This is a genomic window from Saccharicrinis sp. 156, assembly GCF_050589685.1.
Lineage (GTDB): Bacteria > Bacteroidota > Bacteroidia > Bacteroidales > Marinilabiliaceae > Saccharicrinis.
The window spans coordinates 67253-86482 of record NZ_JBNGOS010000010.1 but is presented as its reverse complement, the minus strand read 5'-3'; the positions used below and the strand labels follow the sequence as shown (position 1 = coordinate 86482).

Annotated in this window: 14 protein-coding genes; 8 read left to right on the top strand and 6 right to left on the bottom strand. The window is 39.8% G+C overall.

The genetic code is table 11. The annotated features are described in order from the left end of the window. The 4 genes from ACRD64_RS07875 (at position 1) to ACRD64_RS07860 (ending at position 3258) form a co-directional block, all read left to right on the top strand. Positions 1 to 510: a TlpA family protein disulfide reductase gene (locus ACRD64_RS07875; RefSeq protein WP_430932743.1), complete on the top strand. Its 510-nt coding sequence runs from the start codon at positions 1 to 3 to the stop codon at positions 508 to 510. Positions 511 to 585: 75 nt separating this feature from the next. Continuing rightward, positions 586 to 1176: a thioredoxin family protein gene (locus ACRD64_RS07870; RefSeq protein ID WP_430932741.1), complete on the top strand. Its 591-nt coding sequence runs from the start codon at positions 586 to 588 to the stop codon at positions 1174 to 1176. 199 nt (positions 1177 to 1375) lie between these two features. Next, positions 1376 to 2698 (top strand): serine hydrolase domain-containing protein, encoded by a 1323-nt coding sequence (locus tag ACRD64_RS07865; protein ID WP_430932740.1) that lies wholly within the window; start codon positions 1376 to 1378, stop codon positions 2696 to 2698. 77 nt (positions 2699 to 2775) lie between these two features. Further along, positions 2776 to 3258 (top strand): hypothetical protein, encoded by a 483-nt coding sequence (locus ACRD64_RS07860; protein WP_430932739.1) that lies wholly within the window; start codon positions 2776 to 2778, stop codon positions 3256 to 3258. Positions 3259 to 3387: 129 nt separating this feature from the next. Here the strand turns inward: ACRD64_RS07860 and ACRD64_RS07855 are convergent, their stop codons facing one another. Next, on the bottom strand, positions 3388 to 4554 hold the full coding sequence (locus tag ACRD64_RS07855) for a tetratricopeptide repeat protein (protein ID WP_430932738.1): 1167 nt from the start codon (positions 4552 to 4554) through the stop codon (positions 3388 to 3390). Positions 4555 to 4599: 45 nt separating this feature from the next. Next, positions 4600 to 7164, bottom strand: coding sequence for a DNA gyrase subunit A (gyrA, locus tag ACRD64_RS07850; protein WP_430932737.1), 2565 nt, complete (start codon positions 7162 to 7164; stop codon positions 4600 to 4602). Positions 7165 to 7506: 342 nt separating this feature from the next. Between gyrA and ACRD64_RS07845 the strand changes: the two genes are divergently transcribed. Next, on the top strand, positions 7507 to 10038 hold the full coding sequence (locus ACRD64_RS07845) for an ATP-dependent Clp protease ATP-binding subunit (RefSeq protein WP_430932736.1): 2532 nt from the start codon (positions 7507 to 7509) through the stop codon (positions 10036 to 10038). Positions 10039 to 10150: 112 nt separating this feature from the next. Here the strand turns inward: ACRD64_RS07845 and ACRD64_RS07840 are convergent, their stop codons facing one another. Continuing rightward, entirely contained in the window at positions 10151 to 10618 is a 468-nt protein-coding gene (locus ACRD64_RS07840; RefSeq protein WP_430932735.1) for an FKBP-type peptidyl-prolyl cis-trans isomerase, read from the bottom strand. Positions 10619 to 10686: 68 nt separating this feature from the next. Continuing rightward, complete coding sequence (locus ACRD64_RS07835) at positions 10687 to 11640, bottom strand: PhoH family protein (RefSeq protein WP_430932734.1); 954 nt, start codon at positions 11638 to 11640, stop codon at positions 10687 to 10689. A gap of 107 nt (positions 11641 to 11747) precedes the next feature. Between ACRD64_RS07835 and mazG the strand changes: the two genes are divergently transcribed. The 3 genes from mazG to ACRD64_RS07820 all read left to right on the top strand — a co-directional run bounded on the left by mazG (position 11748) and on the right by ACRD64_RS07820 (position 17383). Beyond that, positions 11748 to 12524 (top strand): nucleoside triphosphate pyrophosphohydrolase, encoded by a 777-nt coding sequence (mazG, locus tag ACRD64_RS07830; RefSeq protein WP_430932733.1) that lies wholly within the window; start codon positions 11748 to 11750, stop codon positions 12522 to 12524. Between the two features lie 298 nt (positions 12525 to 12822). Further along, a complete protein-coding gene (locus ACRD64_RS07825; protein ID WP_430932732.1) occupies positions 12823 to 13815 on the top strand; it encodes a sugar ABC transporter substrate-binding protein in 993 nt (330 codons plus the stop codon). Between the two features lie 283 nt (positions 13816 to 14098). After that, a complete protein-coding gene (locus tag ACRD64_RS07820; protein ID WP_430932731.1) occupies positions 14099 to 17383 on the top strand; it encodes a UvrD-helicase domain-containing protein in 3285 nt (1094 codons plus the stop codon). A 281-nt stretch (positions 17384 to 17664) separates the two neighbouring features. On the opposite strand, the gene ACRD64_RS07815 is transcribed toward ACRD64_RS07820, so the two are convergent. Together ACRD64_RS07815 and ACRD64_RS07810 are read right to left on the bottom strand one after the other, a co-directional pair. Further along, on the bottom strand, positions 17665 to 18075 hold the full coding sequence (locus tag ACRD64_RS07815) for a hypothetical protein (protein ID WP_430932730.1): 411 nt from the start codon (positions 18073 to 18075) through the stop codon (positions 17665 to 17667). 48 nt (positions 18076 to 18123) lie between these two features. Next, the gene (locus ACRD64_RS07810) at positions 18124 to 19203 is read right to left on the bottom strand and encodes a septation protein IspZ (RefSeq protein ID WP_430932728.1); all 1080 of its coding nucleotides are present in this window, start codon (positions 19201 to 19203) and stop codon (positions 18124 to 18126) included. Positions 19204 to 19230: the final 27 nt, after the last annotated feature.

The window sequence follows — 19230 nt, the reverse complement described above, 5'->3', positions numbered from 1 at the left end:
ATGGAAAATGATGGAAAAAAGAAAAAACTTGGGGTACTTGTGGTTTTATTTTGGGTTACAGTGGTATCCTGTGCATTTTCGCAAAATAACGTCCCTAAAGTGATTGACTTCAAGCAACTGAACGAAAGAATTGATTTGGTTGGCCGGGATTCCATATTGGTCGTCAACTTTTGGGCAACATGGTGCAAGCCATGTGTTGAAGAAATGCCTGTTATTGAAAGTATTGCCACCATGCAAAAGGAAGTACCCGTTAAAGTGCTGTTGGTAAGCCTTGACTTTCCGGAGAAAATTGAAAGCAAGCTGGTTCCTTTTATTAAGAAGCGCGCGATTCTCAGCGAAGTTGTTGTTTTGGACGAGAGAAATCCCAACGATTGGATTCCAAAAATAGACGACCAATGGAGCGGCGGCATTCCCGCTTGTTTGTTTATTTATAAAAACAAAACCATTTTCCACGAGGGACAGGTTAGTCCGGAATTCATTGAAAACACATTGAACTCTTTATTGCTTTGAGTGTTTCTATGCTAGTTCTCTTTCCACATTCCATTGTTGAAGGAAAGATTTTTTTACTAACAAAAAGCAATATACATGAAAAAACTAGCATTATCCGCAATTTTTGCATTAGCTGTGCTTACCGCACAAGCACAGCTGAACATTGGCGATGTAGCACCGGGTTTTAAACTGAAAAGTACCGATAACAAAGCTGTGTCCCTGGACCAATATAATTCCCAAAAGGGTGTCGTGTTAATTTTTACCTGTAACCATTGTCCTTATGCCAAGTTGTACGAAGACAGGATTATAGCATTGGACAAGGAATATAAAGCAAAAGGATTCCCGGTTGTTGCCATCAATCCCAACAATCCAGAGGAATTCGAGGATGATTCCTTCGAAAATATGATAATCAGGGCTAAGGACAAAGGGTTTACTTTTCCGTACCTGGTGGATGACGAAGGATTATATGCCAAATATGGCGCCACCAAAACTCCGCATATTTATTTGCTTAAAAACGCGTCTGGTAAGTTTAAGGTAAGTTATATCGGTGCAATAGACGATTCTCCAAGGGATGCCTCGCGGGTTAAGGAGAAATATCTGGCACAGGCTATTGATGCTTTGCTTGCCGGTAAGGAGCCCAAAGTAAAGAATACCAAGGCAATAGGATGTAGCATCAAACCTTATTGAACATTTTTTCAGGTAAGGCTTTAAGTGGTAAATTACTACTTGAAGCCTTAAACACCTGTTATGCTGCCAGTTGAAATAACCTTTTTGACTTTTATGCGTATATAGACGTATTTAATAGAGGTTGGTAATGTTTAAGCATTGATATTTTGTGGTTTAAATTGCTTTTACCTATTTTTACCAACATTAAAGTGAATATTAGATGACATTTATATATAAAGCAAGCATCGCATTGTTGGGGGTTATTTCGCTAAGTGTCGCGAACCTAACTTTTTTCAATTCTGGCGATTCTTTTGGTGGGGACTTTGTTCCACCAGCACCTTCTGTTGCTTCACATAGAATTTCCAACGCTTTTTCCGATCAGGAGAAATTCGAGGTTATCGATTACAATATAAACCGCTTTCTCAGAAGAAATCATTTGGCCGGCGCCTCCGTGTCGGTGGTGAAAGATGGTAAGCTTGTGTTTACCAAGGGATACGGTTATGCCGACAAGGAAAAATCCATTCAGGTACAACCATATAACCTGTTCAGGATCGCCAGTGTTTCCAAATTGGTTACTGCCGTGGCGGTGATGAAACTGGTTGAAAACGGAAATTTAACATTGGATAGTAAAGTGTTTGGAAAAGACGGTATTTTAAACGACTCTATTTTCTTGGGCTATAGGGACCGAAAAGTGGAAAGAATAACTGTAAAACAGTTACTTAATCACTCTGCCGGTTTTACCAACAGGTACGGGGATCCGATGTTTATCCCAAATGTAATCGCAAAAAAAATGAAGGTCGATTACCCGGTTGAGAAAGAGGATATTATTCGTTTTATGTTGACTAAGCGCTTGCATTATCCGCCAGGGACAATGTCTTCTTACAGCAACTTGGGCTATGCCATTCTTGAAGAAGTGATAGAAAAGGCTTCAGGAATGGATTACGAACTTTATGTAAAAACCAACGTGTTGTATCCTTTGGAAATTTTCGATATGCAGATTGGCGGGAGCTATCCTTGGGAACGTTTTGACCTGGAAGTTAAATATTATGAGCCGGACGATGCTTATTTGGTAGACGACCATATGGGGAGCAAAAATATGGTGCCCAGAAGTTATGGAGGCAACGATATAAAAACCTTGGGGGCTGCCGGCGGTTGGATAGCCTCGACAACCGATTTGTTGAGATTGGTAGTTGCCATCGATGGATTCGATACCCCGAACGATATACTCTCTAGCAATAGCATTCACGAAATGAGCTCTACCGAACTTTTAGGTGGAAGCCCGCTGGGATGGCGCGGGGTCAGAAAACATTATTGGTACAGGACAGGTACGCTGGCCGGAACATCTGCATTGGTTGTTCGCCAGGACGATGGTTTGTCATATGCCATCGTGTTCAATACCAATTCCTGGAAAGGTCCTGAATTTGCGAACGATGTAAAGTGGATGATGGACCGTACTTTGGCCAAAGTGGACGAATGGCCCGATTACAACTTGTTTGATCTTAGAAACAAGGAAAAACCACAACGTAAAACTATTATTTTCTAAACATTTGTATTGACCTGATGTTAATATTGCATCAAAAAATGCATTTTAATGGCGTACATTAGGTTAAATAGGGTGATATGGTAGATATTTCAGAATTTAAGATTACAGAATTACCTTTTGGAGAAAGACGTACTAACTTTAAACCGGATATACGTATATACGAATATCTAAAAGAGGAAGGTGTACGCAAAATGATCAACGACCATTACGAACTATTGGTGAAAAGTGAGATCAAAGATATTTTTCCACCAAAGGGAGAGCTGCTTGAAGGTGCCAAAAAACGTTCGGCAGATTTTTTCGTGCAGCGTCTAGGCGGCCCTGAATACTATAAAATGACACGGGGAAATCCCATGTTGGCCAACAGACATTTGCCGTTTAAAATAACACCTAAAACACGTATTGAGTGGCTTAATTGCTACAGGCAAGTTTTATCGCGCATAGAAAATGTACCCGATGATTTAATCTTGTCGTTTTGGCGTTGGCTTGACGAGTTTTCGAACTGGATGGTGAATCAACACGATGAACCTCAGTTCAAAATAGGTTTCCGTATTCCGAAATAATATATTTTAAGCATCTTATGTCAGATGCTTTTTTTTAAGGTATGCTTGTCTTATAGTTGATATTATGTTATTTTAATATATATAAAAATATCCGGGCCAACCGACCCGGATATCTAACTAATTCCCTTCTTATAAAGTCTTAAGTTTTTCATTTACTTCATTATACTTCTCATTCATCTCGAAACGATAGTATAAAGTCTTAAGGCTTTCCAATACTGCAGCCTCTTCAGGTTTGATTTCCGTTGCTCTTTCGAAGTAAGGTAACGACTCTTTAAATGTTGCCTCTGCTATGGCTTTCTTAGTCTCAAACTTTTTAAAGTCTGTTTCCGAATTAGCGTCGTTCATTTGCTCCACACCTTTGTTAAAGTACATTACTCCAAGGTTATATAGCGCATTAAAATATTCTGAATCAATCTCCAAGCATTTCTTGTAGTCAGCTAATGCAGCATCAAAATTCTTGCTGTTATCATTCAATACAGCTCTTGCATAATAGAATGATGGATTATTCTCGTCACTTTCAATCGCTTTGTTTAAGTAATCTAAAGCCTTATCGTTTTGATTCGTTTCAAGGTAAAAGTTGATCAATTGCGTCAAAATCCTCTCGTCTTCAGGATAAGTCTCGAAACCTCTGATCAAGTTAGCTCCCATTTTTACTGAGTCACCTTTCTCGGCATACATCTGGTGCACCAACAAAATAGCATCGCCTCCACCGTATTTTACAGATATTGCTTTATCGAAATACTTTTCTGCCATTGGCCAGTTTTTGCCGTTATAGGCGGCCAAGGCTGTGTTGAAGATGATAGCAGTATCTATTTTTTCACCTTGTAACTCTACCAGATATTCGTTCTGGTTTAACTTTAATAGGCCGTCAAAAGCAGTAACTGCCGTAGCGAAGTCTTCCTTGTTAAACGCCTCAACACCTGCGTTAGTCAATTGGTTTCCAAAGAACAATAAAGCCTGACCGATTTCTTTTTTATACTTACCAATTTTCTTACCCTTAGCATCTCCTTTTTTGTCCAATTCGATAGCCTTTTGATAATACTCATAAGCTTTTATGATTCCTTGATCATCTTTTCCGTTCTGAGCCAATTTTGTATAAACTTTTGCTGCAACGATATACGTTTTAGGATTGTTCATACTTTTTTCATGTGCCATCGCTGCATCAATGGCCTCTTTCGCTTTAACCGCATCACCTTGATCCAGCAAGGTTGTAGCCGTGGTAATTTTTCCAGTTTGCGCAATAGCCGCAGAAAAGGTTAGCACAGCTGCTAAAAATAAAACTGTCTTTTTCATCATATTAATTTTTTTTGTGTGGATTTTCACCTCAAAAATAATATTTTTTTATTCTTGATCGTTGTTAATTGTTTCGTCGTTGTTATTATCTGTTTTTTCGTTCAATGGATTTCCTTTTTCTCCTTCGGTATTTTCTCCATCCTCCTTTGCCGCTTGAATCTCTTCCTCTTTAAAAGCCGAAACTTTTGCAACGGAAGCGATCTGGTCACTGTTCCTTAGATTGATTACCTTGACTCCCTGAGTGGCCCTTCCGGTGGTTCTTAATTCCGATAAGGCCAAACGAATGGTAATACCCGATTTGTTGATAATCATCAAGTCATTGTCGTCGGTCACATTTTTGATGGATATGAGTGCACCTGTTTTGTCGGTAATCTTCATGGTTTTCACACCTTTACCACCGCGGTTGGTTATTCGGTAATCTTCAATTTTAGATCTTTTACCAAACCCGTTTTCAGATACCACAAGTACATCCTCTTGCTCTATATCTTTTACACATATCATGCCAACCACTTCGTCTTTACTTGTATCTAACGCTATACCTCTAACGCCTAATCCAGTACGGCCAATGCTTCTTACCTTGGACTCGTTAAATCGGATAGCTCTACCCGATCGCGTGGCCATCAAAACTTCCGCTTCGCCATGCGTTAATCTGGCTTGGATCAGTTCATCATCTTCTTTAATGGTAATGGCGTTTACTCCATTTACACGTGGACGGGAATAATCCGCCAATAATGATTTCTTGATAATACCCTTTTTGGTACCCATTATAATATAATGGCTGTTGATATAATCTTGATCGTTTAATTTTTTTACTTTAATAAATGCTTTAACCTTGTCATCCGGTTCAATATTCAACAAATTTTGAATAGCTCTACCCTTGGTATTTTTGGCACCTTCTGGAATCTCATACACCTTTAACCAGAAACAACGTCCTTTTGCTGTAAAAAACAACATGGTATTGTGCATGGTAGCAGGATACAGGTGCTCGATAAAGTCCTCGTCGCGTGTGGTACTTCCTTTAGAACCTACTCCCCCTCTTGTTTGGGTTCTAAATTCCGCAAGAGGCGTTCTTTTGATATAACCCATATATGAAATAGTAATTACCATTTCATCATCGGCATAAAAATCTTCAGGATTGAATTCTTCTGATGAGTATACAATTTCTGTTTTTCTCTCGTCACCGTATTTATCCCTGATTTCGATTAATTCATCGGTGATAATTTGCATTCTGCGAGGTTCGTTCTCCAAGATTTCTTTTAAGTCCGCAATTTCCTTTAACAGGTCTTCATATTCGCTACGTAACTTATCTTGTTCCAGTCCTGTCAGCTGGCGCAGGCGCATGTCTACAATTGCCCGAGCCTGGATATCTGAAAGCTCAAAGCGCTCAATCAGTTTCTCGCGTGCTTCATCCGGACTGGATGCACCTCTGATTATCTTGATTACCTCGTCGATATTGTCACTGGCAACAATAAGTCCTTCAAGGATATGGGCACGTTTTTCTGCCTGCTCCAACTCATATTGGGTACGGCGTGTAACCACGTCGTGACGGTGCTCCACAAAATTACTGATCAAACTTTTTAGGTTAAGCATTTGCGGACGGCCTTTTACCAGCGCAATATTATTAACACTAAACGACGACTGTAATGCAGTTAATTTATATAGGTTATTTAAAACTACGTTGGCAATGGCATCGCGTTTTAAATCGACCACGATACGCATACCTTCCCTGTCCGACTCATCGTTCACATTTGAAATACCGTCGATTTTCTTCTCGTTGACAAGGTCGGCAATTTTAATAATCAGTTCAGCTTTGTTTACCAAATAGGGAATCTCGGTAATAACAATCTTGTCCCTTCCGTTCTTATCGGTTTCAACTTCTGCCTTGGCACGCACGACTACTTTGCCTCTGCCCGTTTCAAAAGCGTCTTTTACCCCTTTATAACCGTAAATAATACCTCCCGTTGGAAAATCAGGAGCTTTTACATACTCCAGTAATCCATCAATATCTATATCATTGTTCTCGATATAGGCAATTGTAGCATTGATGATCTCCGTTAAGTTATGTGGTGGCATATTGGTGGCCATACCAACCGCAATACCGGAAGCACCGTTTACCAATAGGTTGGGTATCCTGGTAGGTAAAACTGTGGGTTCCTTCATAGAGTCGTCAAAGTTCAACTGAAAATCGACGGTTCTCTTGTCAATGTCAACCAGCGTTTCTTCCGCTATTTTATTCAAGCGAGCCTCGGTATAACGCATTGCGGCAGGGCTGTCGCCATCTACGGAACCAAAGTTCCCTTGTCCATCGACCAGCGGGTAACGCAACGACCAATCCTGTGCCATACGCACCATCGCAAGATAAACCGATGAATCACCGTGTGGGTGGTACTTACCCAGCACCTCCCCTACAATTCTCGCTGATTTCTTATATGGCTTGGTGGAAGTAACTCCTAAATCGCTCATTCCATAAAGAACACGCCTATGTACCGGTTTAAAGCCGTCCCTAACATCAGGCAATGCCCTGGAAACAATCACCGACATCGAATAATCGATGTAGGCCGATTTCATTTCTTCCTCAATATTTATCTTTATTATTTTCTCTCCTTCAGCCATTTAATATTAAATTATGAATTAGAATATACAAACGAAAACAGGCCTTTCACAGCCTGTTTTTTGGACGGCCTAATTTAGTCATTTATGTGCTAATATTAAAGGGAAAAAGTACACAATTTATTAACAAGCAATAAACATTCTGGAATCCGCATAATTATTACTATTTTTATGCTTTATTGCATGGGAAATTTAAAATAAATTGTACTTTTAAATTAACAATGCATTACATTATTGGCATGAATAACGGAAGATTTGACATAATCAGTAAGTCAGTCTGTTGAAATGTCAGCATTGAACTTAATTGTACGGTAATTGTAATAGAAACTAGAAAAGATGTATCCAATGAATTTGAATTTTTCTCAAAGGATTAATGATGTGATAGGTTTTTCCAAAGAAGAAGCCGAGCGTTTGGGCAACCCTTATATTTCACCGGAACACCTTTTACTTGGCCTTTTAAGGGAAGGTGAAGGTACGGCCATAGAAATACTGGAACAATTGCAGGTTGATCTGGATAACCTAAAAAGAAGCATCGAATCAAAGCTGAAAACAAATGTTGTATTAGAACATACTGAACATATTCCCCTACTAAAATCATCGGAAAGAATTTTACGGTTGATTTATCTGGAGGCCCGTTCGGTAAAAAGCGAGAATATTAATACCGGGCATTTGCTTTTGGCATTATTAAAGGACAACAATGGATTTATACCTGAACTTATGGCAGAAGAAAAGATTAATTACGAAAAAGTAAAAGGATTGATGACAAACAACGAGCCTTTGGCCAAGGCAGACTTGCCGGAGGACGATGATCAAGACAGTCCTTTTTCCTCGGGAGGCGGTTCAGACGCGCCTCGTTCAACCAGTGGCTCCAAAGGGTCCGACACACCTGTGTTAGACAATTTTGGTATCGACATTACCCAGGCTGCCGAAGACGGGAAGCTGGATCCCATTGTGGGTCGCGAAGGGGAAATTGAAAGATTGGCGCAAATTTTAAGCCGACGTAAAAAGAACAACCCCATTTTAATTGGCGAGCCGGGTGTAGGTAAGTCTGCTATTGCGGAAGGATTGGCTATCCGCATCCACCAAAAGAAAGTATCACGCGTGCTATTCGATAAAAGAGTGGTGACGCTTGACCTGGCCTCGATTGTGGCTGGCACAAAATATAGAGGTCAGTTTGAGGAAAGAATGAAAGCCATATTAAATGAGCTTTCAAAAAATCCGAATATTATCTTATTTATCGACGAGATACATACCATTGTAGGCGCGGGTGGTGCAACAGGTTCTCTGGACGCCGCCAACATGCTTAAGCCTGCCCTGGCCCGCGGCGATATTCAATGTATTGGTGCAACCACTTTAGATGAGTACCGACAGCATATCGAAAAAGACGGTGCCCTGGAAAGACGTTTCCAGAAAGTAATGGTGGAACCGACAACTATTGAGGAAACGATAGAAATACTTAACAATATTAAAGAGAAATACGAAGACCATCACAACGTATCTTTTACCGAAGAGGCAATTGATGCCTGTGTAAAGCTAACTGAAAGATATATCACCGACCGTCATTTACCAGACAAAGCTATTGATGCTTTGGACGAAGCGGGCTCTCGTGTTCATATTTCTAATATCATTGTTCCTGAAACTATTTTAAAGCTGGAAGAGCAAATCGAGGAAACCAAGGAAAACAAGATTAAAGCGGTAAAAGCACAGAACTTTGAATTGGCAGCCAGCTTCAGGGATAAGGAAAAGACCTATTTGGAAGAACTGAACATTGCCAAGTCGAAATGGGAACAGGAACTTCAGCAACACCGAGAAACCGTTGATATTGAGAAAGTGGCAGAAGTGGTTGCCATGATGACAGGTATCCCGGTTCAAAGAGTGGCACAAGCAGAAGGGTTCAGGCTTCTTCAGATGGGAGATCAATTGAAGGGTAGTGTTATCGGACAGGAAGAGGCTATTCAGAAGATTGTTAAAGCCATACAACGGAACCGCGCAGGGCTTAAAGATCCGAACAGACCGATTGGCTCATTTGTGTTCCTGGGACCTACAGGGGTTGGTAAAACACATTTGGCCAAGGTGTTGGCGAAATACCTGTTCGATTCAACAGATGCGCTGATCCGTATCGACATGAGTGAATATATGGAGAAATTCTCGGTTTCCCGTTTGGTTGGAGCGCCTCCGGGGTACGTGGGTTACGAAGAAGGCGGTCAGCTGACTGAGAAGGTAAGAAGAAGGCCATACTCCGTGATTCTGCTGGACGAGATTGAAAAGGCTCACCCTGACGTTTTTAACTTGTTGCTACAAGTATTAGACGAAGGTAGATTGACAGACAGCTTGGGACGTAGGGTGGATTTTAAAAATACCATAATCATCATGACTTCCAATATCGGTAGTCGCGAATTGAAAGATTTCGGTAGAGGTGTCGGTTTTCAGCCCAGCAGTAGGGAATCCGATTCGGACCATGCCCGACATGTTATTCAAAAAGCGTTGAAAAAAGCGTTTGCCCCTGAGTTTATCAACCGTATAGATGACGTTGTTGTATTCAACACGCTTGACAAAGAACATATCTTCAAAATCATTGACATCGAGCTTAAAGGTTTATATGACCGTGTAGAATCGTTAGGATATAAATTGCAACTGACGGATAAGGCGAAAGATTATATCGCGTCCAAAGGTTTTGACACTAACTTTGGTGCCCGTCCGCTGAAAAGAGCTATCCAAAAATACCTGGAAGACGAGATGGCGGAAGTAATTATTCAAGCTTCCGTCACAGAAGGTGATATCATCAAAGTAGACTTTAACGAAAAGGATGAAAAGATATTCTCGTCCATAGAAAAAAACGTTGAGGCAATTAAAGATTCGGATGCGAGTGAAAACTAGCAAGGTGTATCCTGCATGGATCGAAACCAATAAATGAAAAAAGCTGTCTCAAACATAAATGATGAGACAGCTTTTTTTGTGATTGATGGTCTGTAATTTGGTTATATTCAAATCACTCTTTAATATCTACCAATGTAATCTTAAATTTCAATACATCATCGGCTAAAGGGCTATAGGTTCCCCTGTAAGCATAACTGCTTGGAATATATAAATTTGCTTCTCCACCCTCACTCATATGCGGGATTCCAATTTGCCAACCGGTGATGAGATCTGAAAGTTTAAAGGTTACCGGATCGGCGGATGCTTCGATTAAATTATTATCAGGAATAGTGTATAAGCTATAATTAACCGTAACGCTATCGTTTATTGTCGGGTTATCGCCCGTTCCCTCCAACAAATGCTCTATATATACACCATATGGAGTTGCAATGGTATCTATTATGTTGTTGGCAATAAAATAATCCTGGATTATTTGTTCATCCCGCTCTGCATAATCAACCGATTCAAAAATATCTGAATCGTCGGAACAGCTAATAAGCCCTATGGCAACAATAATGGCAACTAAAACTTTTTTCATCATAAATTTTAATAATTTGTATTTAAATCAATGAGACAACTTAACTCAACCGGTTGCCTCCTCTCTTTAGGTTATTCCTCGTACTTTTCGGGTTTCTCTTTATCGTAGGCCTCCACGATCTTTTTCACCAAAGGATGGCGTACAATATCCCTGACATCAAAATTGATTATCTTTATACCTTTCACTTTGTTTAAGATTCGCATGGCTTGCACCAGTCCGGACATGGATTTACGGGGAAGATCTATTTGGGTTATGTCTCCCGTGACCACATATTTGGTGCTTTGACCCATGCGGGTCAGGAACATCTTTATCTGGTTTACCGTTGTGTTTTGGGCTTCGTCCAAAATCACAAATGCCTCGTTTAAAGTCCTGCCGCGCATAAAAGCCAACGGGGCAATCTGTATGGTCCCGTTCTCCATATAGTCCTTTAGTTTGGCAGCCGGAATCATGTCCTGCAAAGCATCGTACAACGGTTGCAAATATGGATCAATTTTTTCCTTCATGTCGCCAGGTAAAAAGCCGAGCTTCTCCCCTGCTTCCACTGCCGGCCGGCTTAAAATAATCCTGCGTACCTCCCTTCTCTTCAATGCCCTAACTGCCAATGCGATGGCCGTATATGTTTTGCCCGAACCTGCTGGCCCCACCGCAAAAATAAGGTCATTTTTTTCGTATTCCCGCACAAAGAGCTGTTGGTTGGTAGTTCTGCCTTTGATGGGTTTTCCATTAATCCCATATAATATAACATCATCAACCTCTTTGGTTTTTCCAACCGTGCCACTATCTATAATTTCAAATATGGAATGTTCGCTCAACACATTGTATTCGTTATAATGATCGAGTAGCAGGTGAACTTTCTCTTCAAAGAAAGCGACTTCCTCCTCTTCTCCCATTGCCTTGAGCCAATCGCCGCGCGCAATAATACGCAGCTTAGGAAATTTGCTCCTAATCAATTCGAGCTTTACGTTCTTCACGCCCAAAAACTCAATTAAATCTACAGAATCAAGGTATATCAGTTTTTCTATCATATATATATATGGGTAATAAAGAATACAAATTAACAACAAATATTAATAAAGTGGATGGATATTTTTACATTTGAACTTAATAAAATATCAATTCCAAAATAAAACTGATGCAAGAAAAATTAACTGCTTTTGAAGAGTTATTAATAATAATGGACGAACTCAGGGAAAAATGCCCCTGGGACAAACAACAGACCAATGAAACACTCAGGACCCTTACCATTGAAGAAACCTACGAATTGGCGGATGCCATCATAAAAAACGATGCGACCCTGATAAAGAAAGAATTAGGCGACTTATTACTGCATATAGTGTTTTATGCGAAAATTGGTGAGGAAAAACAACAGTTCACCATTAAAGATGTCATCAAATCATTGAACGAAAAACTGGTTTACCGGCACCCCCATATCTTTGGCGACACCAAGGTAAATGATGCCAAAGAGGTTGAAGAAAACTGGGAGCGTTTAAAGTTAAAGGAAAAAGGAGGCAACAAATCCGTTTTGGAAGGAGTTCCGGATTCGTTGCCTGCCTTGGTTAAAGCCAACAGGATACAGGACAAAGCCCGCGGCGTTGGTTTTGACTGGGAAAACCGCGAACAAGTTTGGGACAAGGTTCAAGAAGAACTGCAGGAAGTAAAAGAAGAAATTGCTAGAGGAGACCAAGATAAGATTGAAGCTGAATTTGGTGATTTGTTATTTTCCATTATTAACACCGCTCGATTATATGGTGTAAACCCCGAAAACGCGTTAGAAAGAACCAACCGTAAGTTTATTCAACGCTTTAATTATTTGGAAGACAAAACCATAAAACAAGGATTGGATTTAAAAGCAATGTCGTTGGAAGAAATGGACAAGATTTGGGAAGAAGCAAAAAAAGAGAGTATGTAGTAGGTAGCTGTTTAATTAAAGTAATGTATTCGGGCAAAATAAAAGAGGTTTTTTGATTTAAGCATGCTAAATAAAACAAATCTTATCCACCCGCTTAATGTTTAGTCTATATCATGTGCTATATTTCTTTCATTATCCTTCCAATTCATTTTTTTGTGGACTATTCCATTATCTGTGCCTTGGAGAATATGATAATTGACAGAAAACAGATGTTAAATTTTAAATGGGATAGTGCTTTACTTTCCGAATCATTTTTTGTAAATTATTAAAATTAAATTTCTTCCTAAAACATCACATTATGAAAGCACTAAAAATCCTATTAATCTTAGCATTTGGAATACTAATAGTTACTAGCTGTAAAAACAAACCCAAAGTAGGTCTGCTGATGGACACCTTAGAACGAGAACGTTGGAAAAAAGATATGAAGCTGATTGAAGAAAAGGTTGTTGAGCTTGGCGGAACCTGTGTTGTGGCAATAGCTGATTCAGATCCAGACAAACAAGAGGACCAGGCCAAAGAGATGATCGCAAACGGAGTAGAAGTACTAATTGTTGTTCCGGTTGACTCGAAAAAAGCAGGTAACATAGTCAGATATGCGCACAAAAATTACGTGCCGGTTATTTCCTATGACCGCTTAATAAAGGATTGTAACCTAGATTATTATATATCGACCGACAATATTGCGGTTGGAGAATTGCAAGCCAATTACCTCACTAAAATAAAGCCCAAAGGCAAATACGGAATTGTGGGCGGTTCTGTAATCGACAATAACGCATACTTGCTTAACCTGGGGCAAATGAATGTATTACAGCCTCTTGTTGAAAGAGGTGATATTGAAATTGTATTTAGTAAATTTTCCGATACATGGTCGTTGCATGAGGGCTATAAAATCACCAACGATTATTTAACCAACGTTGATACTGCTTTAGATGCCGTAATTGCGGGCAATGACGCTATTGCTGCAGGTGTTATCAGTGCGCTGAAAGAACACAATATGGATGGCAGGGTGTTGGTTGCAGGTCAGGATGCCGATATTGAAGCAATACGTAATATTGCGGGCGGTATACAAACCATGACCATTTACAAACCCATTGAATCGATGGCTTTTGCCGCTGCCAACGCTGCCATAAAAATTGCCGATGGAGAAGCTCCTTCGAACATGAATCTAACCGTTAACAATGGTAAAAGGCTTGTACCTGCTATCTTGTTGCCGGCACAAATTGTGCACCGCCAAAACATTAAAATGACAGTTGTTTCGGAAGGTTTTATCGCAGCAGAGGATATCGAATAACGCGAACATACCAAGACAGTATGCCTTCATAATTTTAATAAATAGACCTTGATTGGTTTTGGCTTGCTTACCTGATCTATTCATATTTAATTACAAAAATTCATGAATTAATCAGGCTCGATAGTGATAGTTAAAAAAGGCGGGCAGTATTTTTTAAATAGTGTTTTATTTAGTAAGACTGGAATTATTAGCTCATTCGGTTTAGAATAAATTGGGATGGTTTGGGACTGCCTGTCTTTTTTAGAAAACTATTGCTATTTTAGCGATAAAATAGCAATAGTACATGTCAAAACTTAAAATATATAAGGCCTCAGCCGGTTCTGGAAAAACCTTTACGCTCACCAAAGAATTTCTGTTCCTTCTGTTTAAAAACCCAACAAACTACATACATACCCTGGCCGTAACTTTTACCAACAAGGCTACCGGCGAAATGAAAAGCCGCATACTTGAAAAACTGTATGAAATATCTGCCAGCAAAACAGATGATTATGTGAGCGATCTGATTGTGGAATTTAAACTAAGCGACAAACAGGTAAGACATAGAGCGAAAGTGCTTTTGAGTTACTTGCTACATGACTTCTCTTTTTTTTCGGTAAGTACCATAGATAGTTTTTTCCAGAAAATAATACGTTCGTTTGCGCGGGAAGCCGGTTTGGAAAGTGGTTTCAAAATAGAATTAAACACGCCCAAAATTCTTCAAAAAGCCGTTGACCACCTGCTAATGAAAGTGGATCTGCCTGAAAATTCTCATCTGAAGGATTGGTTAGTACAATTCGCCGAACAAAAGCTAAACCAAGGTAAGAGCTGGAACTTAGGTAACGATTTACATAAACTGGGTTCCGAAATTTTCAATGAACTTTTTCAGTTAGAGAGCCGTGATATTTTCAACGTTATCAGCAACAAGGAACAGATGCAAGATTACCTGAACCGAATTCAGGCAATCATAAACGGTTTTGAATCAAAAATAAAAACCCTTGGCGAAGAAGGAAGCACGGCGATAAAGAGAAGTGGGTTAAATTACGACCTGTTTACAGGCAAAAGCCGTACTCCCGTTAAATATTTCGAAAAACTTAAAATCCTGGATAAACTGGAACCGGGGTCTACCCTACTTAAAATTATTGATGAACCGGAAAAATGGGGGCGCAAGGATAATCCCCCTGCTGTTAATCAGCAGATATCGGAATTATATCCCTTACTCAACATGCTGGTAAAAAAAGCCGTTGATTTGATGGAACGGGAATATGAAAACTACGTCACGGCAAAGGTGATCAGCCAGAATTATTTTGCACTGGGTATTATTGCAGACATCTCCAATGAAGTCCAGGCTATATGTCGCGACGAAAACATGTTTTTGATTGCAGACTCGTCGCACTTTTTAAACAAGATTATTGACCAAAACGATACGCCTTTTATATACGAAAAGATCGGCACGCGCTTCCAAAATTTTATGATCGATGAGTTTCAGGATACCTCAAAACTGCAATGGCTTAACTTCAAACCTCTTGTCGACAACTCGCTGTCAAGCGGTGAAACCAGTTTAATTGTTGGCGATGTAAAACAGTCGATTTACCGATGGCGTAACTCGGACTGGAACCTGTTGGCCGGCAAAGTTGAGCACGATTTTAAACAACATGGCAGTGAGGGGCTTACCCTCAACAAAAACTGGCGAAGTCTTTCTAATATCGTTGGGTTTAATAACGCTCTGTTTGTATCGGGTGCCGGATACATCCAAAACGATTTTAACCGATTGTTTTCCGATTTTATAAAAGATGAAGAAACGATATCGGAATTTGGCTCTAAGATTTCCCGGGCATATGCCGATGCATTTCAGGAACTGCCCGAGAAACAAGAACCCGACCAAGGACATATTAAATCGAAATTTTTAGCTCCTGACAAAGAGCTGAGTTACGATGAGCGAATGCTCGCAGAAATGGTGGAAAACATCGAAACATTGGTGGAGAAAGGTTATCAATATAGTGATTTTTGTATCCTGGTAAGGAAGAAAGGTGAAGGGGAAACCGTTGCCAATGCTTTGCTCTCAGGTGCTTATTCCGAAGAAGGTAGGGTCATACCTGTTATCTCCAACGAATCGTTGTTTCTGTCGGGATCTTCGGCTGTAAACTTTATGATGGCTCAAATAAAGTTCCTGCAAAACCCCAATAATCTGATCCTCAAAGCCGAAATGGTATTAAGCCGTGCGATATTAGAGAGAAAGGAAAAAACGGGTACTGTTGAAGTGGGTAAGCACTTTGATTTTGATGAGGAAATCGGGTTTGCAAAAAAAGAATTTGATTGGATTAACGAGCTGTTGACACAACGTCAGAAACCTTTACTTGAACTGGTTGAACTGTTGGCTCATAAATTACCAGGGGAGATAAAAGAAAAACAAGGCGTTTTTATTCAGGCGTTGATTAATTGCACCAACCAATTTATCAAAGATCACTACCCTGATTTAACCGCTTTTATCGATTGGTGGGACGATAAGGGCATTCGTGAGGCAGTTGCCGTACCCGACGACCAGGATGCCATTAAAATAATGACCATACACAAGTCCAAAGGCTTGGAATTTAAGGTGGTAATTGTACCTTACTGCAATTGGAAACTGGATTCCGAAATTAAAAGTAATATTATTTGGTGCAGGCCCAATAAGGCACCATTCGATCAGATAAAATTATTGCCTGTTACCTATACATCCCAGTTACGGAATACCATTTTTAAAGAAGAATATTTTCAGGAACGTTTATACCAATATGTCGATAGCTTGAATTTACTGTATGTAGCCCTAACGCGCTGTTGCGAGGTTTTGGTGACTTTTGGCAACACACCGTCGAAAAACAGCAAAGGTGAGCTTAAGAGTGTATCAGATTTAATGTATTACGCCATTAACCATCATCAAATGACAGAAAAAAATGGCTACATAGATCTGGCCGGTTCTTGGGATGGAGAAAATGGATTGTTTAGTTATGGCAAAATTCCGGAACAAGTATTAAACGATAAAAAGGAACAAGAAATCCTCAGTGAAACGCTTAAACCTTTTTCCAATAAGCTGTTGAGCGATGAAAACATAGCCATTAAAACAGATAGTGACGGCTATTTTTCGAGCGATGGCGGGCAAAGCAAGGTTAATTACGGAAAGGTAATGCACGAGGCCTTTGAGTTTATTCAGACCATTGATGATATTGACATTGCCTTGACCAGAATGATTTTTGAAGGCAAAATATCTAAATCGGATAAGGAAATACTAAAAGAACAAATAGCTGAATTAGTTTCAAAACCCGACACGAAAGAATGGTTTAACCCGGAACACCGAGCCAAGGCCGAAAATGCCATTTTAACAAAAAATGGTACCTATCGCCCCGATCGGGTTGTGTTTTTAAACAATGAAGTTCATATCATCGACTATAAGTTTGGTGATATTGAGGAGCCAAAATACGAAAAGCAGGTTTCGCAATATATCCGGCATGTAAAAAAGATGGGGCATCCTAATGTCAAAGGATTTATTTGGTATGTTTCGCTGGACAAGATTGTTCCTGTTTCAACTGAAGCTATTCAGGGAAGTTTATTTTAAACCCGGATTATGTATTGGGGGTTCGTCCTGAGCATTGCAAATACAATAAAACAAGGCATTACTGAAACAAGGCATCACTTGTCCCGATTACTTTCGGGAGCATCGTTCTGGTGAGTTGAAGTGATGCAACGAAGTGCCTTGTTTTAAAGTAATTTCAATGTGTAATAGAATTTCTAATGCATATTGCGGGTTAAATATTCACCCGGGGAATCAAACCATGGCCACGTCTTTACAAATGAATAGGTTCATTAGGATAAATGGTGGTTCATACTAGCTGGATTTTAATTGACCTCTTCAATTCGTAATTTAACAGCGTAGTCTTCAGGCTTAATGTCTTCACCATATACAGGAGCAGGATTGCACTCTAGCAATACAAACTTAATGGTATCTATTATTGTATCTGTTTGAAAACCTGCATGCGTGTGTAAAATAAAATTTTGGTGGTCCTTTATTTCCAAATCAAACAAAATGGCAGCATCGCCTTCCCAAACGCATTCTACCCCAGTAGGACATCTGGAATCACTGACCACCTTAATCATCTGTAAACGGAAGTTATTAACCTGATTGTGATGCACCTGTCCATTTTTTATCACTACTTCATAGGGCAAGTTAAACTCATCTGTATTTACACAACTTAATGATGACAAGATAAGTGGTAGCAAACAAATAAAATATACCATAACTTTGTTCATAACCTTTTTTAATATGATGAATATAAATTGCTTGGGTTGCGTGTAAAGTTAGTGTTGCTTTCCGTTGGCCAAGTACGCTTTCAAAAACTCAAACTCATGTTCAAAGTTGGGTGTAAAATATCCCTTACCCAGGCCAGCATTAATCTCCTCCATAGTCCAAAACTTACCTTCACTCACCTCCGACGGGTGAGGTTTTAAAGGATAATCCGTAACCGAAACAAAAGCAAAAACCAATTCCTTTTCGATATTGCTCTCCCACTTGTATTGTTTAAAAGGCGTGGCAGAAAACTCTTGCAAGGCTATTTCCTCCATTGCTTCCCTTTTTAGTGATATATCGATTGATTCATCGACCGCAACATGTCCTCCTACGGCGGTATCCCATTTTCCGGGCTGCACCAATTTATGGTCTGCCCGCTTTTGAAGGTACAACTCGCCTTTTGAATTCAGCACTTGCAAATGCACCACGGGATGTAAAATCATAGAACCTTTGTGAGCTATACTACGGGGCATTTTACCCGATACTTTGCCATCATCGTTAACTATGGGCAGCCATTCCTCCCCTTGATATTTGTTTTGCGCCCGGCGTTTTTTATATAACTCAAAAATAAAATACCCACCAAAGAACACATAAAAACCTGGGCCACTAATACTAACCCACACCTCCTTGCTCATAGCAACAGCCGAAACAAAAACCAGGATAGTATGTACTGTAAAAATCCAGAACAAAACTTTGATACTTTGAAGCATTTCGTATTGTTGCCAGGGGTTTATTGAAATATCCTTTAAATATCGACCGCTTATCGCCATCATGATATTGTGCCTGCCATAGGCCGAAATACCCAGCAATACACACAATATTGTACCGATTACCCCGGGTTTAAGTTTAAAGAACAAATCGTTTTCCAACAATAAAGAAACTCCCCCCATTGCCACCAGAAGCCCCACATCAAACAGGATGAATTTATCCGGTTTTTGCTTCCGGAATAAGCTGTAGGTTATTTCTATGAACCCAAAAGCGATAGCTATAAGTAAACCAACTTCTGTCCCCCATATACTATCTGCAATTACGAATATAATCAGGGGAGCCAAACCTGGCAATAGTTTTTTGATAAGTCCAATAGCGTTCATGCAATATTTTTAATTGAACGCCAAAAA